The organism is Cupriavidus sp. MPR-AND1C (assembly GCF_058809705.1).
In genome coordinates this window covers 20,476-45,532 of record NZ_JBXASU010000047.1, presented here as the reverse complement: position 1 = coordinate 45,532, position 25,057 = coordinate 20,476, and the positions used below count along the sequence as shown (strand labels likewise).

The following is a 25,057-nucleotide window of genomic DNA, read 5'->3' as shown; positions in this document are numbered from 1 at the left end:
CACCGCCCGCTGGCTACCTGGCGGCGCGCTTTTCCAGCAACGGCTGGCTCACGCCCTGCACGCCCACCAGCCCGAGCACGGTGGTTAGCCCGACCTGGGCGCCTTCCCAGGCGTTGGTCGGGTCGTACCACTCATCGCGGGCATGGAAGCCGCCGGTCTTGCCGCCGCTGCCGATGATGATGGCGGGAATGCCGAGCGACATCGGCACATTGGCGTCGGTGCTGCCGCCGCGCAGGCTGGGCGTGCCCTTGCCGTAGCCCTTGATGGCGCGCACCGCCGCCTGCACGATAGTGGCGTCAGGCGGCGTGCGGCCCGCCGGACGGTCGCCGATCTGCTTGACCTGGTAGGTGATCTGGCTGGCCGCGTCGGCCGGATGCCAGCGGCGGTTTTCCTCGGCAACCCCGGCCTCGATGGCCGCCATGATCTGCTTCTCGGTTTCCAGCAGCGACGGCGTAGCGTTGGAGCGGATATCCACCGCCATGCGCGCATCGCCCGCAATCGCGTTGACCGACGTGCCGCCGCCCACCGTGCCCACCGTGAACGTGGTCTTGGGATCCTCGGGCGGGCGCACGTCGCTCACCTTGGCAATGGCCCGTCCCATCGCGTGGATGGCGCTGGGCAGGCCGAAGGCGCCGAAGCTGTGGCCCCCCGGGCCACGGAACGTCACCTCGTAACGATGGCTGCCGGTGCCGAGTGACAGCACCCGGTCGCCCACGCCTGGCTCCAGCCCGACCATGCCGTCGATATCCGGGTGGTCGCGGAACACGGCCTTCATGCCGCGCAGGTTGCCCAGTTCTTCCTCGCCCACGTTGCCAACGAACACCAGGTCTCCCACGGTGCGCACCTGGTTGTCGTTGAGCACCTTGAGCCATGACAACAGGACCGCCAGCCCGCGCGTGTCATCCGAGATGCCTGGTGCATAGAGACGGCCATCGCGCGGCCTGACCGTGACATCGGTGCCTTCGGGAAAGACCGTGTCCAGATGCGCCGAGATCAGCAGCTTGGGGCCATTCCCGCTGCCCTTGCGGATGCCGATGGCATTGCCCTCGGCATCAATATGCGCATCGGCAAGGCCAAGCGCCTTGAGCCGGGAGAGGAAATGCTCGGCCCGTGCCTTCTCCTTGAACGGCGGCGCGGGGATCTCGGTCAGCGCCTTGAGATCGCTCAGCGAGCGCGCGTCATCCGCCCTCACGTCGGCCAGCACTTTCCTGACCAGCGGGGCGGCTTCGAGCGTGGCGTACGTGCGCTCCACCGCGGGCGAGACCGCTGGCACGGGGATGGTCTGCGCAACGGCATGGCTGCCTGCCAGGGCGAGCGCCGCGAGCACCAGGGAAAGCGGACGGAACGGGACGGCAACAGATTGGGGGCGTGCTTGCATGGTGGGGCAATGGCTCCGGAAAGAACATGGCGGCAAGACAAACGGCACAGGCATCGGGCATGGCCGGGCGAAGCCATATTCTGCCAGCGAGGCGGGAGATAGTGGGCAGCAAGCAGTGGGCGGCATGTGGCATCCATGTGCCGGGCAAGGTAATTGGATTACCATTCAGTACTTGGCGTCAGGCCATGCCGTGCCTGTTGCCCGCCTTCCGGCTTGCCCGGTGTCCACGCTGCATAGAGGTTTTACCGAGGGTGATGTGGTAGAAGCAACGATTGAGATGTCCAGCCCACACGGCCTGCAGGGCCGCAGGGCCACACGGCTGACCACCACGGCCAGCCAGTTCGAGTGCAACATCCAGCTGAGCGGCAACGACTGCGCGGCGGACGCCAAGAATGTCTCCGAGGTCATGCGCTTGTCGGCGCGCGCCGGCCTGCGCTTGCGCATCCAGGCCAGCGGCCCGGACGAGTCGGTGGCGCTGCGCGTCATCTGCGCGTTGCTGACCGACTAAGCGGCCGGCCCGGCAGTCAGCGACCATGCCCATCACCTACCTGCGCAACCTCACCGGACGGGTACGCAGCCCGCGCGCCAACCGGCAGCTTGCCGGCTATCTCAGCTTTGTGGCCGGCGCCACCAACGCCGGGGGCTTCCTTGCCGTCCAGCAGTACACCTCCCACATGACGGGCATCGTCTCGGCCATGGCGGACCACCTGGCGCTGGGGCAGGTCGGGCTGCTCCTGCAGGGACTTGGCGCACTGCTGTCCTTCCTGGCTGGCGCGGCCACTTCCGCCGTGCTCATCAACTGGGCGCGGCGCGAGCACCTGAACAGCGAATATGCCTTGCCCCTGATGCTGGAGGCCATTTTGCTGCTGTGCTTTGGCTTGCTCGGCGGCAACCTTGGCAATCACCAATGGCTGTTCATACCCGCCACGGTGATGGTGCTGTGCTTCATCATGGGCCTGCAAAACGCCATGATCACCAAGATTTCCCACGCCGAGATCCGCACTACCCATCTCACCGGGATGGTGACCGATATCGGCATCGAGCTCGGCAAGCTGTTCTACTGGAACCTCGCCAAATCCGACGAGGCCAGGCCGCCGGTGCTGGCCAACCGGTCCCGGCTGCGCATGCTGGCCGCGCTGGTGACGCTGTTCTTCTTCGGCGGCGTCGTCGGCGCGCTGGGCTTCAAGCAACTGGGATTCAGCGCCACGCTGGCGCTGGCGGCGTTGCTGCTGGTGCTGGCGTTCGTGCCGGTGGTGGACGATGCGCGGGCCCACGGCGCGCGGCTGGCCGCCAACGGGCGCAAATGGGCGCGCGAGGTCTTGCGCGATGTCCATGCCCTGTGGCTGGCCGCGCGCGACCCGCGCACGCCGTGGTACGCAAAAGCCACGGCCCTGCTGGTGGCGGGCTACGCGCTGTCGCCGATCGACCTGATCCCCGACTTCATCCCGGTGCTCGGCTACCTGGACGACGTCGTGCTGGTGCCGCTCGGGGTCATGCTGGCCATCCGGATGATCCCGCCGGACCTCATGCGCGAGTACCGGGCCGCCGCCGTTGCGGCCGGGCAACGCCCAAGCAGCCGCGTAGCGGCCGCGGTCATCATCGTGCTGTGGATAGGCGGCGCCATTGTGATGGCGGCGCTGCTCGCGCGCTATGTTCCGTGGCTCCGGAGCAACTGATTTTCGATTCCAGGCCCTGAAGGTACGCGTGGACACATTGGTTTGCATTTGGCACGGCCGGCGCTACCTACAATCGAATCGTCGGGAGGCACATCCCGCCCATCACCGAGCCAGCAACGCATCATGCAGGACCAAGCCTTACCCCCCACCGTGACCTGCCTGCAGGGCCTGCGCGATCTCGCGGCCCTGCTCACCGCAGGCTCCCTGCTCCAGTCCGCCACCTTGCAGGTCATTGCCGAGTACGAACGGCACGCCCGCACCTCCGAGGACAATTACTGCGCCCGACGACATAGCTGGGATTGAGAGGCCGTTTCAAAATGAAGCGAAGCGGTTCTGGCCAGGCGCACGGCCGCAGACACTGCAAGTGGATCGGCCAAGGTTTCCCCGGCAGCGCTGCCGCTCAGTGCTTGCACGCCAGCGGCGAACGCACGCCGCCGTCGCGCACCAGTGGCAGGATGGTTGGCGCCAGCGATTTGAGCAACTGCACGGACAGCGCGCTGGTGAAGGCGTAGCGCGCGGCATAGGGCTCCTGCACGTACGCCGTGACGTTGCCGAAGTAGCGCTCGCCAAGGAAAAACACGAAGGTGGCCGAGCGGCTGACCACGCGCGACGAAATCAGCCTGCCACCGGGCCCGTAGACTTCGTAGCGATGATCGCCCGTGCCGGTCTTGCCGCCTGCCACGATGCCGCTGCCACCCAGCGCTGGCTTGAGCATGCCTGCCGTGCCCGAATTCACCACGCCGATCAGCGCGGCGCGTACCACCTCGGTGATATCCTCGCTCAGCAAGCGCGTGCCCTTCTGCCCCAACCCAAAATCAGTCTCGTACGGCGTGCCTGCCGCAAACTCCAGGCTGCGCAGGGCAATGGCCTGCTGGCGCACGCCATTGCCCTGCACGATGCCGACCAGCTCGGCCAGCGCAGCCGGCCGGTCCCCCGCCGCGCCGATCGCCGAGGCATAGGACGCCGTGATCGCGCTGAACGGATAGCCCAGGCGCTGCCACCGGCGCGCAATTTCAACAAAGGCCTGGCGCTCCAGCTGGCTGCGGATGCGGCGCGTCTGGCCGCCGGGATGGCGGGTTTTGAACAGCCACGCATACACCTCCTGGCGTTGCTCGGTGCTGTCGCGCAAGACTTCATCCAGGCTGGCGTCCGGGTGCTGGCGCAGGTAATTGAGCAGCCATAGCTCAAGCGGGTGCACCCGCGCCAGGTAGCCCCGGTCATTGAGCGAAAAGCTGGTCGGTCCGTATTTGCTGTACAGCTTGGCCAGCTTCTCATCGGTCAGCCCCGCCTTGGGCAGGGTGGCGAGCATCACCTTGTTGAACTGCGCCGGATCGATGTCGGGATCGATGCTGCGCAGCGTCACCGCCAGCCCCACCGGCGAGAAGTGGCGGTTCTGGAGCACGCGCCTGGCCGCTTCCTGCTGGCTCATGCCGCGATATTTCCCATAGAAGGCACGCAGGTAGTCGCTGCCCTCCTTGTCGGCAAAGCGCACCAGGTAGGCGCGGCGCTGCGGCGCGGCCGGATTGTTCAGCCAGTCGTCGGCATCGGGATGCAGGCGATAGGTTTCGTAGCGCACGATATCGCGCATCAGGCGGATAAAGACCAGGTTCACCGAGTGCTCGAACGCTTCGCGCACGGTCATGATCTTCATGTTTTCCCAGCGCTCGAAGTTGCTGAACGTCTGCAGCCCGCCCCCGGTAAAGAAGGCCTCTCCCGCGCTGCCGGAATAGCGGCGCAGCATGGCGGCTTCCAGCATGGCGCGGCGGCTCTTGTCGGGCGCGGCGAGCAGGTAGCTCACCACCCACTGGGTCAGTGCGTCCAGCTTGGCCGGCTTGATTTCGCGCAGCTCGGCGGCGGACATGCCGGCATATTTCTCGTGGAGCTCGGAGAGGATTTCCAGGTAGGTCACCAGCGTGCGCAGCTTGGCGGTGGAACCCAGGTTCAGCCGCGCGCCGCGGTTCAGGTCGAACGGCAGGTCCAGGTTGTCGGCCTGCACGCGCAACAGGTTGGCGCCGTCGACCTTCTCGTAGAGCGTGAAGCTGATCGCCAGCTTGCCCGGGTCGTCGCCCTCGCGCAGCAGGTTGTGGCCGTACATCCCGAAACCATGCGCGCCATCACGCGTGCCCGCGCGCAACAGCGCCTCGGTGACCACCTGCTGCAGGCCCGTGTTGATGGTGCTGTGGGCAGTCAGGTCGAGCCGGTCCAGCTCGTAGCTGCTGCCAAGGTCAAGATAGCGCAGCAAATCGGTGCGCACCCCGCTGATGGCCTTGCGCGAGATGAATGACACCTCCGGCCGGTCCAGCGCCGGGGCGCCCAGCGTCAAGGACTGGGCCAGCGAAGCGTCGCGCAGCCAGGGCGGGATGGCGCCGGCGGCCGAGAGCAAGCGGATATAGCTGTCGGTCAACTCCACCAGCGTGGCGGTATCGCGGCGCAGGAAATGCGATGGCCCGCGCTGCGCAATGATCAGCGAGAGCGCTTGCTTGAACACCCGCGCCTGCCGCTGGCCGAGTTCGCCCTCGCCCTGTCCCGCGCCGGGTCCCGGCCCGGCGGCGCTCGCCAGCAAGCGGTTGGCCTCGTCGAAGTCCTGCCCGTACCAGGCCCACAGGCCATCGCCCAGTCCGTTGACCTCGCCCACGCCGGCCCGGGCCGAGAGCGGCACGGTGTTGAGGTAATCCAGCAAGATGCGCTCCCTGGCGGCCACGGTGTTCGGGCCGTCCAGGTAGGCGCGCATCGATGCGCTGGCCATCTGGCGCAGCTTTTCCTTGGGCGAACCGGTGCGGCCGGCGCGCGAATGCCGGTATTTCTCGATCTGGGTAGCGAGCGTGCTGCCGCCGGCGGCGTCGTGCTTGTCGTTGAAGAAATGCACGCCCTGATCCAATGCGGCGCGCGTGAAGCGCCGCACGTCCAGCGCGGGATTGCGCGTGGGAAATTCGGGATCGAGCAGATCGCGGTTCTCGATGAAGAGCAGCGCGTTCACGAGCAGGGCCGGAATGTCCGCGAAGCTGGCGTAGGTACGAGGCGGTGTGCGCCTGGCGCCAAATGGCAGGTCGTTGCAGTCGAGCAGGTCCAGGCCGGCCTGGGTCTTCTCGTGATAGGGCGCGAACAGGCCGGAGTCCGTCAGTTCCAGCATGCGGTCGGACCACCGTGCCTGGCGTTCGCGCCGAAAGCCCCGCGCTTCCAGCAATTCGGTGAACTGCGGGATCCGGCTATAGCCGAAGCGCAGGTCATAGGGGCCGTCGTCCGGAAAGCGGATGCGTTCGCTCGGGCCGTCCTTCACCGCGAAGGCGACATCTTTCGCCCGCCCGGCGAAGTAGCGCGCCTGCAACCGCGAGGTGGCAAGTTCCTCGGCAACGACGGCGCAAAGGAGGTAACCGCCCCCTACAAGCAGAGCCAATACCAGGAGCCTGGGCCAGACACGTCGACGCACGATTCAGGTCCGTTTGCGAGGAAACCGGGGCTTTTCCCGGCGCGTCGGCCTATGCCGGGCGCCTGCTGGCAACGATGGCACCATTCCGCCACTCTCGTCACAACGTATACCCTAGTCTAATGGGGCCTAACGCACAAAGTGCGCGTGCGCCATCCCGGCGTTTGCTGCCATGTTCCCATCATTTCCCGCCGCTCACCGGCGCTCCCGACGCTCCCGGCACGCCCTGGGGCCGCCTATACGCGGAACGCCGCGATGGCCTGGTTAAGCTGGCGCGCCTGGTCCTCCAGCGACGCGGCAGCCGCAGCGGCCTCCTCGACCAACGCTGCGTTCTGCTGGGTGGACTGGTCCATCGACGCCACCGCCTGATTGACCTGCTCGATGCCGCTGCTCTGCTCGACCGAAGCCGCCGCAATCTCGCTCATGATATCGGTCACCCGGCGGATTGCCGCAACCACCTCCTCCATGGTGCTGGCCGCGCGCCCGGCCTGGCCACTGCCCAAAGCCACATGCGCCAGCGACGTCTCGATCATGGACTTGATCTCGCGGGCCGCCCCGGCGCTGCGCTGGGCCAGCCCGCGCACTTCGCCGGCAACCACCGCGAACCCGCGCCCCTGCTCCCCGGCGCGGGCAGCTTCCACGGCGGCGTTGAGCGCCAGGATATTGGTCTGGAAGGCGATGCCATCGACCACGCCGATGATCTCTGCGACCGTCCTGGCCGCCGTACTGATATCGCCCATGGTGGCCAGCACGTCGCCCACCACCGCACCGCCCTGGCTAGCCACCTCGACCGCGCTGACGGCAAGCTGGCTGGCCTGGCGCGCGTTATCTGCGTTCTGGCGCACGGTGGAGGTCATCTGCTCCATGCTAGATGCGGTTTCCTCAAGCGAGGCAGCCTGCGCTTCCGTGCGGCTGGACAAATCCGCGTTGCCCGCGGCGATCTGCCGGGTGGCCGCCGTGATCGCATCCGAGCCCTGGCGCACCCGCCCCACGGTAAGCGCAAGGCTGGCCTGCATGCGCGCGAGGCCTTCCAGCAAGCGGCCCATTTCATCGCGGCGCGTGACCTGCACCGCGTGGCTCAGATCGCCGGCCGCGATACGGTCGAATTGCGTCAGCGCCAGTTCCAGCGGGCCAACGATGGCACGCAGCAGGAACACCGCGCAGGCGGCCGCCACCAGCAGCGCCAGCACGATCGCGGCAATCACGCCATGGCGAAAATGCCGGTACGCCACCTGCGACGCTTCGAAATTGCCCGCGGCCATCTTCATCTGGAACCGGCTCAGCTTCAGGCTGCTGTCGTTGGCATCCCGAAACAGCCGGGACAGCTTGCCATCCATGATCTGGTCGGCCAGTGTGCGATCCTTGGCGCGCAGCGCAGCAATGATGGCGGCGATGCCTTCGCGGTTGGCGGCATCCCGCTTGGCCGCCACGGCCACCGCGAGCTGGTCTTCCTCACTGTCGCGCGGCAGGACCATGAAGCGTTTCCAGGCCTCGTCAGAGCGCCGCGTGAGCTCTTCGGTGCGCTCCAGCAGGCCGGGAGCTTCCGGGCTGTCCGGGTACAGCATGGCGCGGTCCAGCGCGGTACGCGCCCGGGTGAGGCTCAGGTCCGCCTCGCCCAGCGCCAGGGCGGAGGCAAGCTGGTTCGAGTAAGTGGACTCATGGGCGTCGTTGGCGGCGCGCAAGCCAAGCAAGCCGGCCACACCCACGCCAAGCGCAAGCAGGAACAGCAGGGAGACGGTGGCAATGAGGCGGGCGCGGATGGTGAGGCTGGCAAGCATGGGAAAGAGGCCCGGATAGTGAAAGGCTGGAATGCCGCGCTGGGCGGAAAACCAATCTATCGGTGTGGTGCAGCAACAACTTGAGGCCGCGCTATAAATTGTGCGCAAAACCGCACCTGAAGGGCGAATTCAGGGCCCGCGATTGATTTTGCGCAAATTTTCATGCGTCCGCGCGCCGGCCTCGGTCAAGTCCGGCCAAAGCCGTCCGTTAGCCCAGTGATCTCAAACCCTTGTTCCAGACGATGATGAAAAACCTGAGCGTGCGCACTGCCCTGCTGGCAGTCCTGGTGACCTTTGCCTGCATGATCGTGTTCGGCGCGGGCGTTGGCGTGCTCGCGCTGCGCGCCGCGGACCAGGCGACCGGTCGCGTGGAGCAGCTTTCCGCCAGCGCCCTGCTGCTCAACGACGCGTACAAGGACATGACCCGGGCGCGCTCGGCGCTCGCGCGCGCCTACGCCTCGGCCCGCGAGGGCAGCACCGAAGTCAACACCGGCGCGCTCGACGCCGCCGGCAAATCGCTCAAGCGCTCGGCCGAGGCGTTGCAGCGCTTCGCGACCGCGCCCGTGCTGGAAGGCCAGGACGACGCCCAGCGCCGCCAGGTCGTGGATGCCGCGCGCCGGCATGCCGGCACGGTCGAGCGAGCCCTGGCCGCCTTGCGCGCGGGAGACCCCGCCGCCTACGCGGCGATCAACGAGCGCGACATCACCGCCTCCGGGGCCGAATATTCGGTGGGCGTCGAGCGCTTCCAGGAACAGGCGAGCCAGCTGGCGCAGCAGGAAAGCGAGACTAGCAGCTCGCGCTACCAGTGGGTGGTGAAGCTCGTGGTGGTTGGCATCGCTGCCGCGCTAGGCTTGATCGTCGCGGTGCACCTCGGGCTGCGCGCGGCCATCGTGGCGCCGCTGGCCACGGCCGCCGAGCACCTCGACCGCGTGGCGCACGGCGACCTGAGCCATCCCGCCGCTGCCGCCGGCAATAACGAGGTGGGCCGCGTGCTGGCCGCCGTGGCACGCATGCAGGCGGCGCTCACGCGCACAGTCAGCCAGGTGCGCGCCAGCTCGGACTCGGTCAACATCGGCGCGCGCGAGATCGCGGCCGGCAATACAGACTTGTCCTCGCGCACCGAGCAGCAGTCCGCGTCGCTCGAGCAAACCGCGGCCAGCATGGAGGAGCTCACCTCCACGGTGAGCAACAACACGGAGAGCGCGCGCCAGGCCAGCGCGCTGGCCGCCGAAGCGGCGCGGCTGGCCACGCGCGGCGGCGACGACGTGCGCGGCGTGGTCCAGACCATGGGCGACATCAGCAGCAGTTCGCAACGGATCGCCGACATCATCGGCGTGATCGACGGCATCGCTTTCCAGACCAATATCCTGGCGCTCAACGCCGCCGTGGAAGCGGCGCGCGCGGGCGAGGCGGGCCGCGGCTTTGCCGTGGTGGCGGGCGAGGTGCGCGCGCTGGCGCAGCGCAGCGCCAACGCGGCACGGGAGATCAAGTCGCTGATCGACGATTCGGCCAGCAAGGTGGGCGCCGGCAACGCGCTCGTCGCCCAGGCCGGCCAGACCATGAGCGAGACCGTGGATGCCGTGGGCCGCCTGGCGCGGATCATGGAAGACATCTCGTCGGCGTCGCTGGAACAAAGCGCCGGCATCGTGCAGGTCAGCCAGGCGGTGACGCAGATGGAAACCGTCACCCAGCAGAATGCGGCGCTGGTTGAGCAGGCAGCCGCCGCGGCCGGATCGCTGGAAGCGCAGGCGCGCCAGCTTGCCGAGGCGGTGGGTGCCTTCCGGCTTGCGCCGGCAGCCTGAGGGACTGCTGGCCCCAAGCCAAGCTCAAGCCATCCTCAAGCCACCTTCACACGGCCGTGATGCCGCGCTGCAAGGTGGTCTTGAGCATGGAGAACACCTGCCGCGCCACCGGGTTGGCCGCATTGGGCCGCGCCCACAAGTAATACGTCACATCGGGCAGGCGCGGCAGCCCGTCCTTGTCGCCCAGCACCCGCATGTCTGCGCCCAGCAGGTCGATGCTGCGCGCCGTGATCCCCAGCCCGGCGCGGATCGCCGCCTTGATGCCGATCAGGCTCGGCGCGAAATACGCCGCGCGCCAGGGCACGCCAGCCTCCTTCAGCGCATCCAGCGCCAGCTTGCGAAACAGGCTGGGCTCGTCAGCCAGGATCAGCGGCACCGTGCTGCCGTTCTCATAGGCGAAATCCGCCGCGCAAACCCAGATCGTGGGTGAGGTGCGCAAGACCAGGCCGTCCAGGCTGGTGTCTTCCCGGGTGGAAACGGTGAGGTCGATCTCCCCCCGCCGCAACGATTCCATCAGGAAGGGGCTGCGTCCCACATGGATCTCCAGCCGCAGGGCGGGCGATGCACGCGCGATATGCGACAGCAGTGGCGGCAGGATCGTGTCGGCCACATCGTGCGGCGCCCCGATCCGCAACGAGCCTGTCAGATCGCCTTCGCGCAGCACGCGCAGCGCCTCGTCGTTCAGGTTCAGCAATTGCCGCGCGTATTCCACCAGCTTGTTGCCGTGCCGCGTGAGTTGCTTGCCGCGCCCTTGCCGCTCGAAAAGCGCCAGCGCCACCTGCTCCTCCAGCCGCTGCATCTGCTGGGTGACGGCGGACTGGGTGCGGTGCAGCCGCTGCGCCGCTGCAGCAAAGGTACCGTGATCGGCAATCGCCACCAAAGTGCGCAACAGGTCCAGATCGAGATTACGCATCCATTAGACTTGCTTAAGTATTTTCATGAGTGATTAAGTGGTTTCAGGCGCCAGCCTTCATTACAGTGAAACCATGCAAGGTTATGTACCACCCCGCAAACCGAGAACCATCAAGACTCAGCAAGGATTCTAGAGACATGTCGATCGCACAACAACGCCAGGCCGCCGTCGGGGACACAATTCAATCCATCAAGGAAATCGTAGCTAGCGGTGGCGTCACCCGGGAATCGCTGGCCAGCGTGCTGGGCCAGGTGGAGCAGCTCGCGGCCAAGCCGCACCTGTGGGCGCAGAGCGAGTTCGCCCCACCGGAGGAAGGCGAACGCCAGGCCCGCTACCTGATCGCGGAAGATCCCGACCAGACCTTCGCGCTGTACCTCAACGTCATGCGCCCCGGCAAGCGCATTCCCCCGCACGACCACACCACCTGGGCCTGCGTGGCCGGCGTGGTGGGCACCGAGTACAACGACGTCTACCTGCGCACCGACGATGGCAGCGAGCCGGGCGTCGGCACGCTGAAGCACTCGCACACGGTGGAAGTGGGCCCGGGGTCGGGCATCGCGCTGCTGCCCGAGGACATCCACTCGGTGGAAATCCGCGGCGAATCCGTGATCCGCCACCTGCACATGTACGGCCGCGCGCTGGAAACCCTGACGGGGCGCACTGCCTACGACCTCGAGACCGGCCGCTGCCAGGCCATGAGCGTGGGCGTCAAGACGCGCCGCTAAACGGCACCCGGGAGGTGCGGCGCTAACCACCCACCCACCTCCCGGCTTCAGCCGAAGCCCATATCCAACGCATTTCCAGTTGCCTCCCGCCCGCGTGCGGCCAGGAGGCCTGGCCCCCTTTTTGCCTGAACAAACGCATGCCCGCCATCCTGAACACGCCCGACACCCGCTACACCCAGGTCGACCCGGTCACCCTCAAGGCCTGGCTGCACGACCAAGACGAGATCGCCCTGTTCGATATCCGCGAGCATGGCCAGTATGGCGAAGGCCATCCGTTCTACGCAGTGCCGCTCCCCTTTAGCCGGCTGGAACTGGATATCGGCCGCCTGGCCCCCAACACCGCGGCGCGCATCGTGCTGGCGGACAACGCCGACGGCGTGGCAGCGCGCGCCGCCCAGGCCCTGTCCACTCTCGGCTACACCCGCCTGTTCGTGCTGGACGGCGGCGTGCCGGGCTGGCAGGCCGCCGGCTACGCCTTGTTCGCTGGCGTCAACGTGCCCTCCAAGACCTTCGGCGAGCTGGCCGAGCACCATTACGGCACGCCGCGCGTCTCGGCCACGGAGCTGGCGGCCATGCAGGCAGGCGAGCAGGCCCCGGTGGTGCTTGATGGGCGGCCCGTCTCGGAATTCCGCAAGATGAACATTCCCGGTGCCATCTGCTGCCCCAACGGCGAGCTGGCTTACCGGCTGCGCGACCTGGTGCCGGATCCGGCCACGCCCATCGTGATCAACTGCGCTGGCCGCACGCGCAGCATCATCGGCGCGCAAACCCTGATCAACTTCGGCGTGCCCAACCCTGTGTTCGCGCTGGAAAACGGCACCCAGGGCTGGTACCTGAACGACTACAAGCTGGAGCACGGCGGCACGCGGCGCTATCCCGACAGCGCCGCGCCTGCCGGGCTGGATGCCGCCCAGGCCGCGGCGCAGACGATGGCGGTGCGCTTTGCGGTACCGCACATTGACGCCGCCGAAGCGCTCGCCTGGCTCAACGACCGCTCGCGCACCACCTTCCTGTGCGACGTGCGCACGCCGCAGGAATACGCCGCCGGCTCCGTGCCCGGCGCCCAGAGCACGCCGGGCGGCCAGCTGATGCAGGCTACCGACCAATACGTGGGCGTGCGCCGCGCGCGCCTCGTGCTGATCGATGCCGATGGCGTGCGCGCCACGGTGGTGGCGAGCTGGCTGCGCCAGATGGGCCATGACGCCGTGGTGCTCGAAGGCGGGCTTGCGGCTGCGCTTGCCTACGGCCTCGCCGCGCCCGCCGGGCCCGCGGCGTCCTCCCGTGCCTTGCCGGGCATCGATGCCCGCTCGCTGGCGGCGGGCCTGGCCGGGCGGCAGATGCTGGCGCTCGACGTGCGCGCCAGCATGGCGTATCGCGCCGGGCACGTGCCGGGCAGCCGCTGGTCGATCCGCCCGGTGTTTGCCCGCGACCTCGCTGGCGTGCCGCGCGACACGCCAATCGCGCTCATCGGCGATGACGATCAACCGGGTATGGCCACGCTGGCCGCCGGCGAACTGGCCGCACTTGGCTACAGCGACATCAGGCTGCTCGCCGGTGGCACAGGCGCCTGGCAAGCGGCAGGCCATGCGCTGGCAAGCGATGGCGGGGATGGCGACGCAGCAAGCAGCCTGCCCGATGCGCGCTGCATCGATTTCCTGTTCTTCGTCCATGACCGTCACGACGGCAACAAGGAGGCTGCTCGCCGCTACCTGGCCTGGGAAACCAACCTGATCGGCCAGCTCGACGCCCAGGAACTGGCCACGTTCCGCTTTGCCTGATCCGCGCAGCGTCCACTCAACATGACCCGCCATCAGCGACCGAGCCCGTCACGCAGCCACGTCCCGCCCCTCGCGGCGGACAAGGGTACGCATGGCTGGCAAGGCGAGTCGCAAGGCATTGATTCCCATCCCGCTCGACGGTGCAGCGCCAAGGGGACGCCCCGGCTCTCCGGGGACACACAGGCAAGTGGCAGCAGCCGGTACGCCACGGCGGCCAGCGGAGCCACGAAAAGCCTGCCCAGCCCCCTTTGCTCTCCCATCTCTCTACGTACACAGGGGTTTTTCATGCCACGCATCAGACAAGTCCTGACCAGCACCGTCGCCACCGTCACCCTCGCCATGGCCGGCGCCCCCGCCAGCGCACAGCCGCTCGCGCCGGTCGGCGGCTTTCCCTCGCAGCCGCTGCGCTTCGTCTCGCCGTTTCCCGCTGGCGGCGGCAACGATGCCGTCACGCGCATCGTCACCACGCGGCTCGGCGAAGTGCTGGGGCAGACCGCGGTCACCGACAACCGTGGCGGCGCTGGCGGCAATATCGGCACGCGCTTCGTCGCCGAGGCCAAGCCGGACGGCTACACCTTGCTGACCTCGCAGGTGTCGGTCATGGCCGTGAACCCGACGCTGTACAGTGCGCCTGGCTTCGACCCGGTCAAGAACTTCATGCCGGTCACGCAAATCAATGCGGCGCCGCTGGCCATCGTGGTGGCGGCCAACGCGCCGTGGCAGACCTTTGCCGAACTGGCCACGCAGGCCAAGGCCCAGCCGCAAAAGATCACCTTTGCCACGCCCGGCAACGGCACGCTCTCGCACCTGGTCGGCGTGGTGCTGGACAAGGATAGCGGCATCGCCTTGCAGCACGTGCCCTACAAAGGCGCCGGCCCGGCCATCAATGACCTGCTGGGCGGGCAGGTGAACGTGCTGATCACCTCGACCTCCTCGGTGGCGGGCTTTATCCAGGCCGGCCGCATGCGCGCGCTCGCGGTCACCAGCCCGCGCCGCCTGGGCGTGTTCGCCAAGGTGCCGACGCTGGAGGAACTGGGCTACCGCAATGCCCGTTTCGAGGACTGGTACGGCGTGTTCGCCCCCGCCGGCACCTCGCCCGAGCGCGTGGCCTACCTGAACCGCGCCATCCTGCAGGTACTGCAGATGCCCGAGGTGGTGAAGCTGATCAACGAAGGCGGCAGCGACGTGGTGGGCAGCAAGCCAGAGGCATTCGCCGCGCAGCTCAAGGGTGACATCGCGCGCTGGTCGCAGATCGTCAAGCTCTCCGGCGCCCGCGTGGACTGATCCGGCTGCAGCCGGTGCAGGCGGCATGGCTCTTGCTGCTGCCTGCCACCACAAGTTGTCATTCCAGCCGCGCCACCCTGGCGCGGCCCCCCACCAGGCCAAGCCATGAAGCCCAGCATCCTTACCCACCTCGCGCACGCCGGCCGCGCCAGCGCCGTGGATGGCGGACAGCCCGTCAACCCGCCCGTGGTGCGCGCCAGCACCGTGTTGTTCGATTCCGTGGCACAGATGCGCGAGATGCGCTCGCGGCGCGGCAGCGAACGCCTGTTCACCTACGGCGCGCGCGGCAATCCCACGGCGTTTGCGCTCGAAGACATGGTCACCGAGCTGGAAGCCGGCTATCGCACGCGCCTGTTCCCCAGCGGGCTGGCAGCCGCCGCGATGACGCTGCTGGCCTACCTGCGCCCCGGACAGCACGTGCTGCTGCCCGATTGCGTGTACGAGCCGGTGCGCAAGCTGGCCGAAGGGTTCCTGGCGCAGCACGGCATCGCCGCCAGCTTCTACGCGGCCGATGGCCACGACCTGCAAGCCAGGCTGCGGCGCGAAACCCGGCTGGTGTACGTGGAGGCGCCAGGTTCGCTGGCCTATGAGATGTGCGACCTGCCGGCCATCGCCGACATCGCCCACCGGCACGGCGCGCTGGTGGCGGCTGACAACACATGGGGCTCCGGCCTGCTGTACCAGCCCCTTGCGCTGGGCGCCGATATCTCCCTGATGGCCGCGACCAAATACCTGTCCGGGCATTCGGACGTGATGATGGGCACGGTCTGTACCCTGGAAGCCGCCTGGCCCGCACTCGCCGCGGTGGCCGACGCCTTCGGCATCAGTGTCAGCCCGGACGACGCCTACCTGGTCCAGCGCGGCATGCGCTCGCTCGGCGCGCGCCTGTCCCAGCACGAGCGCAGCGCGCTGGCGGTCGCGCACTGGCTGCGCACCCGCCCCGAAGTGGCGGAGGTCTTTTGCCCCGCCCTGCCCGGCGACCCCGGCCACGCGCTTTGGCAGCGCGACTGCCACGGCACCAACGGCCTGCTGTCGTTCTCGCTGCGCGCCGCGGCACCAGACGCCGCCGAACGCTTCATCGACAACCTTGCACTGTTCGGCATCGGCGCCTCCTGGGGAGGCTTCGAAAGCCTCGCCGTGATCGCCGACATGCGCGGCGCGCGCAGCGTCACCGACTGGTCCGGGCGCGGCCAGGTGATCCGGCTGCATATCGGGCTGGAGGATGTGGATGACCTGCTGGCGGATCTGGCACGGGGATTCGAGGTGATTGGCGGCGGCCGGGTTGCCGGGCGGGCGTTGGAGGCGCGCCTGGATACGGCTTAGCGAACCAATCTGCGTCCTATGCTAGCATTGCATGCATTGCATGCATAGGAGACTGACATGGCGACACTGACCATCCGTCATGTGGATGAGGAACTCAAGGCCCGTTTGCGCATGGAGGCCGCGCAGCACGGCCACTCGATGGAAGAGGAAGTTCGCGCCATTCTGCGGCGTGCGCTGAACAAACCCCCTGGCCCCGGTGCATTTGGAAGTCGACTGCGCCAGCGCTTCGCAAACCTGTCAGATCCAGGGCTCGAGCTTCCCCCGCGCGACGACCAACCGCGGGCCGCGGATTTACCCGAATGATCGTACTTGATACCAATGTGCTATCCGAATTCATGCGAGGCCAGCCTGAGCCAGCGGTCGTACGTTGGCTCGACCTGCACTCGCAGCATGAATACGCGATTACGGCGGTGACTGTTGCTGAACTTCTATATGGCATTGCCCGTTTGCCCGAAGGACGCAGGAAAGGCGGGCTCCAGGAAGCGGCACTCCAAATGATTGAAGATGAATTCGCGGGCATGGTACTTCCATTCGACGAACATACGGCCCGCCATTACGCAGCAGTCGTGGCTCAGCGGGAACGATCTGGACGGCCCGTCAGCATGGCAGATGCGCAGATTGCAGCTATTTGCCGTCACCACGGCGCCGTGCTTGCCACTCGCAACGGCAAGGACTTCGAAGGAATAGGCCTGAGCCTGGTGAACCCTTGGCTCGAGTAACGTCGAGCATGTCAGCGCAAAGACTCTGCGCTACGTCCTGACCATGCCCTTCGCAAACCCACCTTGCGATCCGCCGCTTCGCACAGGCATACAATGCCGGCTTTTGCCCTTGCGCCCCGCGATGCCTGCACCCCTGACCGAAAGCCACTCCGCCGTTTTCTCGCCCGAGGAACAGGAGAGCTTCTACCGTCTCATCGCGTCGCGCCGCGACATGCGGCATTTCATTGCGGGGGCGTCGGTCGATGACACTGTCCTGATGCGCCTGCTGCGGGCTGCGCACAGTGCGCCCTCGGTGGGGCTGATGCAGCCGTGGCGCTTTATCCGCGTCGCCGATGCCGCCTTGCGCGAAGAGATCGCAGCGCTGGTCGAGGCCGAACGGCAGAAGACCGCCGTGGCGCTGGGCGAGCGCGATGGCGAGTTCCTGCGGCTGAAGGTGGAGGGCGTGCGCGAGTGCGCCGAGCTGTTGGTGGTGGCGATGGCACCGGATGACGGCACCGTGTTTGGCCGGCGCACCATGCCGCGCGAGATGGCGCTGTGCTCGGCGGCCTGCGCCATTGAAAACCTCTGGCTGGCGGCGCGCGTGGAGAACCTTGGGCTGGGCTGGGTCTCGATGTTCGCGCCCGACGCGCTGGCTGCGCTGTTGCGGTTGCCGCCGGGTGGCCAGCCTATCGCCATTCTCTGCCTCGGCCCCGTGCAGGCCTTCTACCCCGCGCCGATGCTGGAGCTGGAAGGCTGGCGCCAGGGCCGCCCGCTAGCGGACCTGATGTCCACGAACACCTGGGACCGCCCGGACGCCTGAAGCCCCATCGGGCCAATCAAGGCGCCACTGACGGCTCCCGCTTCATGCAGCGCAGCACAAAGGTGGAATGGCTGTGCCGCAAGCCCGGCAGCTTGTAGAGCTTGTGGCGCAGGAATTCCTCATACCCTTGCGTGCCCGCCACCGCCACCTTGATCAGGTAATCGTATTCGCCGGTGAGCAGATACGCCTCCATCACTTCCGGTAATTCGGCCAGCGCTTGGCCGAAGCGATCCAGCATGTCGTCGTCGTGCCGGTCCAGCGTGACCTCGATCAGCACTGTGTCGGGCAGGCCGAGCGCCTTCTGGTTCAGCAGGGCCGCATAGCCCTCGATCACACCGCTTTCTTCCAAAGCGCGCACGCGGTTCCAGCACGGCGTGGGCGACAAGCCAACCTGCTCGGCCAGCTTGAGGTTGGAGAGCCTGCCGTCGCGCCGCAGCGCGCGCAGGATGCGGCGGTCGGTTTCGTCCAGTTTGGGGGAGGTTGTCATGTCTTCTGCCGAGCATAAGGAAGGAATCACCCGTAACTCTACCATCTACAGATAATTCATCTCCAAACCGATCAAAACCGGAGGCAATAAAGAAGCCCATTCTGGGGTGGCGCTGGTAGATTTGTCGCATGCCTTCCCGGCCACAAACCCCACTGAAACTGCTGCCGATACCATGTCAACCTTGAACCTCGCCCTGCGGCTGGACCGCACTGACCTCTTCGGCGCCGTCGAATGGACGCTAGCCAACGCCCGCCGCACTGGCCTGCACCTGATCGACCTGTGCTTCGGGCAAGCGGCCGCGCCCTACCAGCTCACGCTGTCGGTCGGCGCGGATGATGCGGACCGGCTGGACCTGTTCGTCAGGCGCCTGGAAAACGGCGTGGACGTGCTGGAGGTCTTCGAGATCGCGGCGCCGGGCAAGCGTGCTGCCGGGACGCCGGCGCACGCCGAGGCGCGGCGTGACAAGGTGGAACCTTCACTGGCATTGGCCTAGGCTCGTTGCCAAAGAGCGGGGCCCGGTATGGGGCCCGGCACCGCTCCCACCCGATTCAGCGCTGCTCGAAGCTGCGCGTGAAGTAGACCAGGCCGGCCTGCTCGCGCAAGCGGTACAAGGAGGCCGGGCGGCGCCCGGTCTCCTTTTGCGCGCCCAGGTCTTCCAGCAAGTCCGCGGCGAGCATGCGGGTGCGGAAGGCCTTTTTTTCGAGAGGACGGCCCAGCACGATCTCGTAGACATGCTGCAGTTCGCCTAACGTGAATGCGGCCGGCAGCAAATGCGCGGGCAGCGACGTGTACTCGGTCTTGCCCCGCACGCGCCCGAGCGCCGCGCTCAGCAGCATGGCGTGATCAAAGGCCAGCGCCATCCCCACGCCGTCACCCTGCACCGGCGCCCAGCGCAGGCCGGCAGCGTTGCCGCCCTTCTGCAGATCCAGCGTGTCATCCGCCAGCAAGGCAACGTAGACATGGGTGGTGGACCATCCGCGCGGGTCACGCGTGGCGCTGCCCCAACTGCCTACCTGCTCCAGATAGGGACTATTGACCCCGGTCTTCTCCGCCAGCTTGCGCAACGCGCAGCCCTGCAGATCCTGGTCCCGTTCGATATCGACAAAGCCGCCGGGCAAGGCCCATTGGCCAGGAAATGGCTCACCGGATTGTTGTGGCCGCTGCACGAGCAGGACCTGCAGCGCCCCCGCACGGATCGTCAGGATCACCACATCGACGGTGGTCAGCGGGCGCGGGAATGCGGCGGTGGCGGGTTTCGTCATGGGGCGGGCGTTCCTGGAAGGAGGCGATTCAAGCGATTCACGCCGGATTATAGATTGACAAGTGTCTCAGCCACACTTATATTAGTGGCACAGACACACTTAATGCCAGGCGCCCGGCGCGGGCGAATCCAGCAACACCACCGGAAAGGACCACCATGTTCGGCATCCGATTCATCAAGGCAGATCCCACCACCTATCTGATGCAGATGAAGAGCGGCAAGATCATCCGCGAAGGCAGCGGCCAGTCGTTCTATTACTACGCGCCCACCACATCGCTCGTTGCGGTGCCCGTGGGCAGCCAGATCCTGCCGTATATCTTCGAGCTGATCACCACCGACTTCCAGTCCGTCACCGTGCAAGGCAACCTCTCCTACCGCATCACCGAGCCGCGCAAGACGGCCGCCATGCTCAATTTCGCGCTCAAGCCGGACGGCCGCAACTATATCTCCGAGGATCCGCAGAACCTGCGCACCCGCGTGGAGGGCGTGGTGGAGGTACTGGTGCAGCAGGCCGTGAGCGTCGAAACGTTGCGCTGCGCGCTGCAGGCGTCCGACCGCATGGCCCGCCAGGTCGAAGGCGCGCTCAAGGCGCATCCGGACGTGCTGGCCCTCGGCCTCGAAATCCTGTCGTTCTCGATGGTGGCCGTGAAGCCGCGCGCCGAAACGGCGCGGGCGCTGGAAGCCGAGGTCCGCGAGCAGATCCTGAAGACGGCCGACGACGCCATCTACGCCCGCCGCAACGCCGCGGTGGAAAACGAACGCGCCATCAAGGAAAGCGAGCTCGACACCGAAGTCGCGGTGGAGCTCAAGCAGCGCACGATCCGCGAAACCCAGATGGAAGCCGAAGCCGCGGTGCAGAAGAAACAGGCGGAACTGGAGGCCAGCACCATGGAAGCACAGATCACGCTGGAAGCGCGCCGCAAGGAGTTCGTGGGCCTGGAGGCCGACAACACACGCACCACCGCTGAGGCCGAGGCACACCGCCTGGGCGCCGTGATGCAGGCCCTGCAAGGCGCCGACGCGCGCATCGTGCAGGCGCTGGCCGCATCGGGCATGGCGCCGGGCCAGTTGATCGCGCAGGCCTTCGGCGGGATTGCCGACAATGCCGAGAAGATCGGGCAGCTGAATATGTCGCCGGAGCTGCTTCAGTCGCTGCTGGCACCACAGAGCGGCGGCCGCGCAAAATGACCGAAGATCCGCGCAGCTTCAAGACGCTTTAAGACGCTTCAAGACGCTTCAAGTAGTTGAAAGAAAAGGAGCCAGAACGATGAGCGCAACCGCCGATCGCAAGGTAGTGCTGGTGACCCGCAAGACACGGCTGGAAGAGTTGCTGGCGCGCTACCACTCGCTGGCGCAGGCACGCTTCTACCTGGAACACCTGGGCGCGGACATCACCGATTACCAGCGTGAGCACGACACCTATCTTGCCGCGCGCGAACAGGTTGCCGCCGTGCTGTCGCGCTACCTGCGCCGGCAGGTGGTGGACCGCCAGTTCCTGCCCAACTTCCTGTTCGGCCCGGAAGACATCGTGGTGGCGCTGGGCCAGGATGGCCTGGTTGCCAACACCATGAAATACCTGAACGGCCAGCCGCTGCTCGGCGTGAACCCGGATCCGGCGCGCCACGACGGTGTGCTGCTGCCATTCAAGGTGGGCGACCTGGCGCGCGTGCTGGCCGAAGCCATGCAGGACCGCCGCCCCGCGCGCCCGGTCACCATGGCGCGCGCAGAACTGTCGGACCAGCAGGTACTGTACGCGGTCAACGACTTCTTTATCGGCCCGCGCAGCCACACCTCGGCGCGCTACGAGATCCAGCTCGGCGCGCGCAGCGAGGTGCAGTCATCGAGCGGCGTCATTGTCTCCACGGGACTTGGGTCCACTGCCTGGCTCAAGAGCATCGTGACCGGCGCGCGCGCCATTGCGCAGCCAGATGGTGGCGCCGAAGCCGCGTATCAACCTTTGCCATGGGATACCGACCGGCTGGTGTTTGCGGTGCGCGAGCCCTTTCCGAGCCGCGCCAGCCAGGCCACACTGGTCTACGGCAACGTGCCGCGCGGCGAGCAGATCGTGCTGCGCTCGCTGATGCCGGAAACCGGCGTGATCTTCAGCGACGGCATCGAAGCGGATTTTCTGCAATTCAACGCGGGCACCGAGGCCCGCATCGGCGTGGCCGAGCGCAGCGGGCAGCTCGTGCAGTAGGGCCGCCCCCTCATTCGCCCTCGGGCAGCAGTTCGATCCCATCCAGCTCGGCGGCGCAGGTATCGCGCACGATCGAGACAAAGTCGCGCACATAAGGGCGCTGCGCGAGCGGCGCCGGCGTGGTGGCATAGAGCTCGCTCCACAAACCCTTGGCGCCGATGCGCTTGGCCAGCACGTAATCGTGGTCGACGTAGTTCTTCACGCCCCAGTTGGGCAGTGCGGCCACGCCGCGGCGGCTGGCCACCAGTTGCAACACAGCCACCGTCAGCTCCGCTGTGCGCCGCTGCAGCTTGATGCCGGCGGGTTCCAGCACTTCGCGGATCAGGTCGATACGCTGCTCCGGCACCGGGTAGGTGATCAGCGTTTCGCCGTCCAGGTCGGCCGCCTCGACCCGGCGCTTGTTGCGCAGCCGGTGCTCGTTGGCGATCACCGCGAGGATCTCGAAACGGAACAGCGGCGCCACCGCCAGGCCACGCTTGGCCGGCGGCATCGAGCCGATCACCATGTCCGTGCGGCCCTCGGCCAGCAGCGCCAGGGGATCGGCATGGAAGCCGGCCACCAAGTCCACTTCCACCTCCGGCCAGCGCCGGCGGAACTCGTCCATCACGGGCATCAGCCAGTCAAAACAGGTATGGCACTCCAGCACGATGCGCAGCTCGCCGCGTGTGTCGCCCTTGAGCCGGGCCAGGTCGCGCTCGGCCATGCTGATGGCCGCCAGCATCTCGCGCGCCAGCACCAGCAGCCGGTCGCCGGCCGGCGTGAAACGCAGGCCCTGGCGGGTGCGGTCGAACAGCGGCAGGCCGTAGTGCGCCTCGATGCCTTTGATCTGATGGGACAGCGCCGACTGGCTGACGTGCACGCGCTCGGCGGCCGTGGCGAGCTTGCCGGATTCGGCAATCGCTACCAGCGAGCGCAGGTGCCTGACTTCGATCACGGCTTGCTCCTGGAATGTGAAGAATAGCGCCCGGATGGCTTGATATGAAATTCATTCATACGTTGATTAAATCTTATCGCTTGATTCATTTTACGCTGGATTCCACACTGTGCGCCATCGTCACATTCCCAATACGGAGCACTGCATGGCACGCACTCATATCGCTGGATTTCCGCGCATCGGCGTCCAGCGCGAACTGAAATTCGCCCAGGAGGCGTTCTGGCGCGGCGAAACGGACGAGGCCAGCTTGCGCCAGGTGGCAACCGGCCTGCGCCAGCGCCACTGGCAGTCGCAGGCACAAGCCGGGCTGGACAGCGTGGCGGTGGGCGACTTCGCCTACTACGATCAGGTGCTGGGCCTGAGCGCCTTGCTGGGCGCCCTGCCCGCGCGTTTCGGCTTCGACCCGAAGCAGCTGAGCCTGGCGCAGTATTTTGAGCTGGCCCGTGGCAACAAAGCCCAGCCGGCCATGGAAATGACCAAGTGGTTCGATACCAACTATCACTACCTGGTCCCGGAACTCGGCCCCGACACCCGTTTCGACGGCGGCGTGGACTGGTTCTTCGATGAGGTGGAAGAAGCGCTGGCGCTGGGCCTCAAGGCCAAGCCGGTGCTGATCGGGCCGGTCACCTACCTGTGGCTGTCCAAGACCCACGTGGACGGTTTCGACCGCCTGAGCCTGCTGCCCAGCCTGGTGGCCGCCTATGGCCGCATCCTGGCCCGCCTGCGCGAACGCGGCATCGAATGGGTACAGATCGACGAGCCTGCCCTGTGCCTGGACCTGGAGCCGGCATGGCTCGATGCCTATGACGGCGCCTATGCCGAACTGGCCAAGTCCGGCGTCAAGCTGCTGCTGGCTACCTACTTCGACAGCGCCGCCGACCACGCCGCGCGCGCCGCCGCTCTGCCGGTGCATGGCTTCCACATCGACCTGGTGCGCGCACCGCAGCAGCTCGACGCCTGGCGCAAGGTGCTGCCAGCCGGCGCGGTGCTGTCCGCCGGCGTCATCGACGGCCGCAACATTTGGCGCACCGACCTGCGCCGCGCGCTGTCCGTGCTGGCTCCGCTGCATGCCGAGCTGGGCGAGCGCCTGTGGGTCGCGCCGTCCTGCTCGCTGCTGCACGTGCCGGTCTCGCTAGAGGCCGAGCGCAAGCTCGATGCGCAAATCAAGACCTGGCTGGCCTTCGCCACCGAGAAGCTGGCCGAGGTCAGCGTGCTGGCCCGGGCCCTGAACGCAGGCGAGGCAGCGGTCGCCCCCGAGCTGGCCGCCGCCGATGCCGCGCTGGCCTCGCGCCGCAGTTCGAGCCGCGTGGTCAACCAGCAGGTGCAGGCACGGGTCGCGGCAGTCACCGCTGCCATGGCGCAGCGCAAGAGCCCGTTCCAGACCCGCATCGAACGCCAGCGCACCGCGCTGCAGCTGCCGGCACTGCCGACCACCACCATCGGCTCCTTCCCGCAGACAACGGCAATCCGCCAGACCCGTGCCGCCTACCGCCGCGGCGAGATCGGCGCGCTGGAGTACCTGCAGCGCATCCGTGGTGAAATCGAGACCGCCGTGCGCAAGCAAGAAGCGCTCGGCCTGGACGTGCTGGTGCATGGTGAAGCCGAGCGCAACGACATGGTCGAGTATTTCGGCGAGCAGCTGTGCGGCTACACCTTCACCGAAAACGGCTGGGTGCAAAGCTATGGCTCGCGCTGCGTCAAGCCGCCGGTGATCTACGGCGATGTGTATCGCCCCGAACCGATGACGGTGGAAACCACCCGCTATGCGCAATCGCTCACCGAGCGTCCGATGAAGGGCATGCTCACCGGCCCCGTCACCATGCTGCAATGGTCCTTCGTGCGCGACGACCAGCCGCGCGCCACCACCACGCTGCAACTCGCGCTGGCGATCCGCGACGAGGTCTCGGACCTGGAACAAGCCGGCATCCGCATCATCCAGATCGACGAGCCCGCACTGCGCGAAGGCTTGCCGCTGCGCAAGGGCGACTGGGCCGCCTACCTGGACTGGGCCGTGCATGCGTTCAAGATCTCGGCCGCCTCGGTGGCGGATCAAACGCAGATCCACACCCACATGTGCTACGCCGAGTTCAACGATATCCTGCCCGCCATTGCCGCGCTGGACGCCGACGTGATCACCATCGAAACCTCGCGCTCCGCCATGGAGTTGCTCGAAGGCTTCGGCGAGTTCGACTACCCCAATGAGATCGGACCGGGCGTGTACGACATCCACTCGCCGCGCGTGCCTAGCGTGGAAGCCATCACGCACCTGCTGGAGCGCGCCTGTGAGGTGATTCCGCCGCAACGGCTGTGGGTCAATCCGGACTGTGGGCTGAAGACGCGCGCCTGGCCCGAAACCGAAGCCGCGCTGGCCAATATGGTCGCCGCCGCGCGCGGCCTGCGCGAGCAGATCGGCAAGGACGGCGCGACCGCGTGGCAGCGCGCCACCCGCCGCACCGGGCTGGGCGGGCACACGGCACACCATGGCGCCGCGCACGCAGCGGGTTGCGTCGATTGCGCTAGCCAGGCGGCCTGATACGCGCCCGGGCGGGTCCGATCAAACTCCGCCAAGCCTTACCAAC

The 25,057-nt window shown here is 67.2% G+C and carries 22 protein-coding genes; 15 read left to right on the top strand and 7 right to left on the bottom strand.

The genetic code is table 11. The features are described 5' to 3' along the window. Window positions 1-13 precede the first annotated feature (13 nt). Window positions 14-1,378, bottom strand: a complete 1,365-nt coding sequence (locus AC1RWI_RS23225) for a M20/M25/M40 family metallo-hydrolase (protein WP_492869008.1) — start codon at window positions 1,376-1,378, stop codon at window positions 14-16. Between the two features lie 220 nt (window positions 1,379-1,598). Here AC1RWI_RS23225 and AC1RWI_RS23220 point away from each other — a divergent pair, with 220 nt between their 5' ends. The 3 genes from AC1RWI_RS23220 to AC1RWI_RS23210 all read left to right on the top strand — a co-directional run bounded on the left by AC1RWI_RS23220 (window position 1,599) and on the right by AC1RWI_RS23210 (window position 3,357). Then, window positions 1,599-1,886 (top strand): HPr family phosphocarrier protein, encoded by a 288-nt coding sequence (locus AC1RWI_RS23220; RefSeq protein WP_492869025.1) that lies wholly within the window; start codon window positions 1,599-1,601, stop codon window positions 1,884-1,886. Between the two features lie 25 nt (window positions 1,887-1,911). Further along, window positions 1,912-3,054: a DUF1275 domain-containing transporter gene (locus tag AC1RWI_RS23215; protein ID WP_492869006.1), complete on the top strand. Its 1,143-nt coding sequence runs from the start codon at window positions 1,912-1,914 to the stop codon at window positions 3,052-3,054. Window positions 3,055-3,177: 123 nt separating this feature from the next. Beyond that, the gene (locus tag AC1RWI_RS23210; protein ID WP_043355544.1) at window positions 3,178-3,357 is read left to right on the top strand and encodes a hypothetical protein; all 180 of its coding nucleotides are present in this window, start codon (window positions 3,178-3,180) and stop codon (window positions 3,355-3,357) included. Between the two features lie 97 nt (window positions 3,358-3,454). Here AC1RWI_RS23210 and AC1RWI_RS23205 read toward each other — a convergent pair whose 3' ends face one another. Next, the gene (locus AC1RWI_RS23205) at window positions 3,455-6,448 is read right to left on the bottom strand and encodes a transglycosylase domain-containing protein (protein WP_492869004.1); all 2,994 of its coding nucleotides are present in this window, start codon (window positions 6,446-6,448) and stop codon (window positions 3,455-3,457) included. Window positions 6,449-6,714: 266 nt separating this feature from the next. After that, window positions 6,715-8,256, bottom strand: a complete 1,542-nt coding sequence (locus AC1RWI_RS23200) for a methyl-accepting chemotaxis protein (RefSeq protein WP_492869002.1) — start codon at window positions 8,254-8,256, stop codon at window positions 6,715-6,717. A 245-nt stretch (window positions 8,257-8,501) separates the two neighbouring features. On the opposite strand from AC1RWI_RS23200, the gene AC1RWI_RS23195 reads away from it, so the two are divergent. Further along, window positions 8,502-10,058, top strand: coding sequence for a methyl-accepting chemotaxis protein (locus AC1RWI_RS23195; RefSeq protein WP_043358229.1), 1,557 nt, complete (start codon window positions 8,502-8,504; stop codon window positions 10,056-10,058). A gap of 46 nt (window positions 10,059-10,104) precedes the next feature. On the opposite strand, the gene AC1RWI_RS23190 is transcribed toward AC1RWI_RS23195, so the two are convergent. Then, a complete protein-coding gene (locus AC1RWI_RS23190; RefSeq protein WP_043355548.1) occupies window positions 10,105-10,971 on the bottom strand; it encodes a LysR substrate-binding domain-containing protein in 867 nt (288 codons plus the stop codon). A gap of 137 nt (window positions 10,972-11,108) precedes the next feature. Between AC1RWI_RS23190 and AC1RWI_RS23185 the strand changes: the two genes are divergently transcribed. The 7 genes from AC1RWI_RS23185 to bluB all read left to right on the top strand — a co-directional run bounded on the left by AC1RWI_RS23185 (window position 11,109) and on the right by bluB (window position 17,599). After that, window positions 11,109-11,696 (top strand): cysteine dioxygenase family protein, encoded by a 588-nt coding sequence (locus AC1RWI_RS23185; RefSeq protein WP_043355550.1) that lies wholly within the window; start codon window positions 11,109-11,111, stop codon window positions 11,694-11,696. A gap of 137 nt (window positions 11,697-11,833) precedes the next feature. Further along, complete coding sequence (locus AC1RWI_RS23180; RefSeq protein ID WP_492868999.1) at window positions 11,834-13,474, top strand: rhodanese-like domain-containing protein; 1,641 nt, start codon at window positions 11,834-11,836, stop codon at window positions 13,472-13,474. 285 nt (window positions 13,475-13,759) lie between these two features. Then, window positions 13,760-14,758: a Bug family tripartite tricarboxylate transporter substrate binding protein gene (locus AC1RWI_RS23175; protein WP_492868997.1), complete on the top strand. Its 999-nt coding sequence runs from the start codon at window positions 13,760-13,762 to the stop codon at window positions 14,756-14,758. A 105-nt stretch (window positions 14,759-14,863) separates the two neighbouring features. After that, on the top strand, window positions 14,864-16,081 hold the full coding sequence (gene metC / locus AC1RWI_RS23170) for a cystathionine beta-lyase (RefSeq protein ID WP_492868995.1): 1,218 nt from the start codon (window positions 14,864-14,866) through the stop codon (window positions 16,079-16,081). Window positions 16,082-16,138: 57 nt separating this feature from the next. After that, window positions 16,139-16,384 (top strand): FitA-like ribbon-helix-helix domain-containing protein, encoded by a 246-nt coding sequence (locus tag AC1RWI_RS23165; RefSeq protein WP_043355554.1) that lies wholly within the window; start codon window positions 16,139-16,141, stop codon window positions 16,382-16,384. Beyond that, window positions 16,381-16,800: a type II toxin-antitoxin system VapC family toxin gene (locus AC1RWI_RS23160; protein WP_043355556.1), complete on the top strand. Its 420-nt coding sequence runs from the start codon at window positions 16,381-16,383 to the stop codon at window positions 16,798-16,800. The genes AC1RWI_RS23165 and AC1RWI_RS23160 overlap by 4 nt, the downstream gene beginning before the upstream one ends. 121 nt (window positions 16,801-16,921) lie before the next feature. Then, window positions 16,922-17,599, top strand: a complete 678-nt coding sequence (bluB, locus tag AC1RWI_RS23155; RefSeq protein WP_492868992.1) for a 5,6-dimethylbenzimidazole synthase — start codon at window positions 16,922-16,924, stop codon at window positions 17,597-17,599. A 16-nt stretch (window positions 17,600-17,615) separates the two neighbouring features. On the opposite strand, the gene AC1RWI_RS23150 is transcribed toward bluB, so the two are convergent. Further along, window positions 17,616-18,086, bottom strand: coding sequence for an Lrp/AsnC family transcriptional regulator (locus AC1RWI_RS23150; RefSeq protein ID WP_492868990.1), 471 nt, complete (start codon window positions 18,084-18,086; stop codon window positions 17,616-17,618). Between the two features lie 172 nt (window positions 18,087-18,258). Between AC1RWI_RS23150 and AC1RWI_RS23145 the strand changes: the two genes are divergently transcribed. Further along, window positions 18,259-18,579, top strand: coding sequence for a hypothetical protein (locus AC1RWI_RS23145; RefSeq protein WP_492868988.1), 321 nt, complete (start codon window positions 18,259-18,261; stop codon window positions 18,577-18,579). Window positions 18,580-18,634: 55 nt separating this feature from the next. On the opposite strand, the gene AC1RWI_RS23140 is transcribed toward AC1RWI_RS23145, so the two are convergent. After that, a complete protein-coding gene (locus AC1RWI_RS23140) occupies window positions 18,635-19,348 on the bottom strand; it encodes an NUDIX hydrolase (RefSeq protein ID WP_492868986.1) in 714 nt (237 codons plus the stop codon). A 155-nt stretch (window positions 19,349-19,503) separates the two neighbouring features. Here AC1RWI_RS23140 and AC1RWI_RS23135 point away from each other — a divergent pair, with 155 nt between their 5' ends. Together AC1RWI_RS23135 and AC1RWI_RS23130 are read left to right on the top strand one after the other, a co-directional pair. Further along, window positions 19,504-20,535 (top strand): SPFH domain-containing protein, encoded by a 1,032-nt coding sequence (locus tag AC1RWI_RS23135; RefSeq protein ID WP_492868984.1) that lies wholly within the window; start codon window positions 19,504-19,506, stop codon window positions 20,533-20,535. Between the two features lie 79 nt (window positions 20,536-20,614). Next, window positions 20,615-21,544 carry a diacylglycerol kinase catalytic domain-containing protein gene (locus tag AC1RWI_RS23130; protein ID WP_043355565.1) on the top strand — a complete coding sequence of 310 codons (930 nt, stop codon included), beginning with the start codon at window positions 20,615-20,617 and terminating at the stop codon, window positions 21,542-21,544. 10 nt (window positions 21,545-21,554) lie between these two features. On the opposite strand, the gene AC1RWI_RS23125 is transcribed toward AC1RWI_RS23130, so the two are convergent. Next, window positions 21,555-22,478 (bottom strand): LysR family transcriptional regulator, encoded by a 924-nt coding sequence (locus AC1RWI_RS23125; protein WP_492868982.1) that lies wholly within the window; start codon window positions 22,476-22,478, stop codon window positions 21,555-21,557. Window positions 22,479-22,623: 145 nt separating this feature from the next. On the opposite strand from AC1RWI_RS23125, the gene metE reads away from it, so the two are divergent. Next, window positions 22,624-25,011 carry a 5-methyltetrahydropteroyltriglutamate--homocysteine S-methyltransferase gene (metE, locus tag AC1RWI_RS23120; RefSeq protein ID WP_492868980.1) on the top strand — a complete coding sequence of 796 codons (2,388 nt, stop codon included), beginning with the start codon at window positions 22,624-22,626 and terminating at the stop codon, window positions 25,009-25,011. Window positions 25,012-25,057: the final 46 nt, after the last annotated feature.

Bases quoted from the DNA above. Each gene is read 5' to 3' on its own strand.
- AC1RWI_RS23200 (WP_492869002.1), bottom strand. From the start codon at position 8,256: ATGCTTGCCAGCCTCACCATCCGCGCCCGCCTCATTGCCACCGTCTCC.
- AC1RWI_RS23145 (WP_492868988.1), top strand. From the start codon at position 18,259: ATGTCAACCTTGAACCTCGCCCTGCGGCTGGACCGCACTGACCTCTTC.
- AC1RWI_RS23215 (WP_492869006.1), top strand. From the start codon at position 1,912: ATGCCCATCACCTACCTGCGCAACCTCACCGGACGGGTACGCAGCCCG.
- AC1RWI_RS23195 (WP_043358229.1), top strand. From the start codon at position 8,502: ATGAAAAACCTGAGCGTGCGCACTGCCCTGCTGGCAGTCCTGGTGACC.
- AC1RWI_RS23140 (WP_492868986.1), bottom strand. From the start codon at position 19,348: ATGACGAAACCCGCCACCGCCGCATTCCCGCGCCCGCTGACCACCGTC.
- AC1RWI_RS23225 (WP_492869008.1), bottom strand. From the start codon at position 1,378: ATGCAAGCACGCCCCCAATCTGTTGCCGTCCCGTTCCGTCCGCTTTCC.
- metE (WP_492868980.1), top strand. From the start codon at position 22,624: ATGGCACGCACTCATATCGCTGGATTTCCGCGCATCGGCGTCCAGCGC.
- AC1RWI_RS23150 (WP_492868990.1), bottom strand. From the start codon at position 18,086: ATGACAACCTCCCCCAAACTGGACGAAACCGACCGCCGCATCCTGCGC.
- AC1RWI_RS23175 (WP_492868997.1), top strand. From the start codon at position 13,760: ATGCCACGCATCAGACAAGTCCTGACCAGCACCGTCGCCACCGTCACC.
- AC1RWI_RS23185 (WP_043355550.1), top strand. From the start codon at position 11,109: ATGTCGATCGCACAACAACGCCAGGCCGCCGTCGGGGACACAATTCAA.
- AC1RWI_RS23210 (WP_043355544.1), top strand. From the start codon at position 3,178: ATGCAGGACCAAGCCTTACCCCCCACCGTGACCTGCCTGCAGGGCCTG.
- AC1RWI_RS23160 (WP_043355556.1), top strand. From the start codon at position 16,381: ATGATCGTACTTGATACCAATGTGCTATCCGAATTCATGCGAGGCCAG.
- AC1RWI_RS23190 (WP_043355548.1), bottom strand. From the start codon at position 10,971: ATGCGTAATCTCGATCTGGACCTGTTGCGCACTTTGGTGGCGATTGCC.
- AC1RWI_RS23130 (WP_043355565.1), top strand. From the start codon at position 20,615: ATGAGCGCAACCGCCGATCGCAAGGTAGTGCTGGTGACCCGCAAGACA.
- AC1RWI_RS23165 (WP_043355554.1), top strand. From the start codon at position 16,139: ATGGCGACACTGACCATCCGTCATGTGGATGAGGAACTCAAGGCCCGT.
- metC (WP_492868995.1), top strand. From the start codon at position 14,864: ATGAAGCCCAGCATCCTTACCCACCTCGCGCACGCCGGCCGCGCCAGC.
- bluB (WP_492868992.1), top strand. From the start codon at position 16,922: ATGCCTGCACCCCTGACCGAAAGCCACTCCGCCGTTTTCTCGCCCGAG.
- AC1RWI_RS23135 (WP_492868984.1), top strand. From the start codon at position 19,504: ATGTTCGGCATCCGATTCATCAAGGCAGATCCCACCACCTATCTGATG.
- AC1RWI_RS23180 (WP_492868999.1), top strand. From the start codon at position 11,834: ATGCCCGCCATCCTGAACACGCCCGACACCCGCTACACCCAGGTCGAC.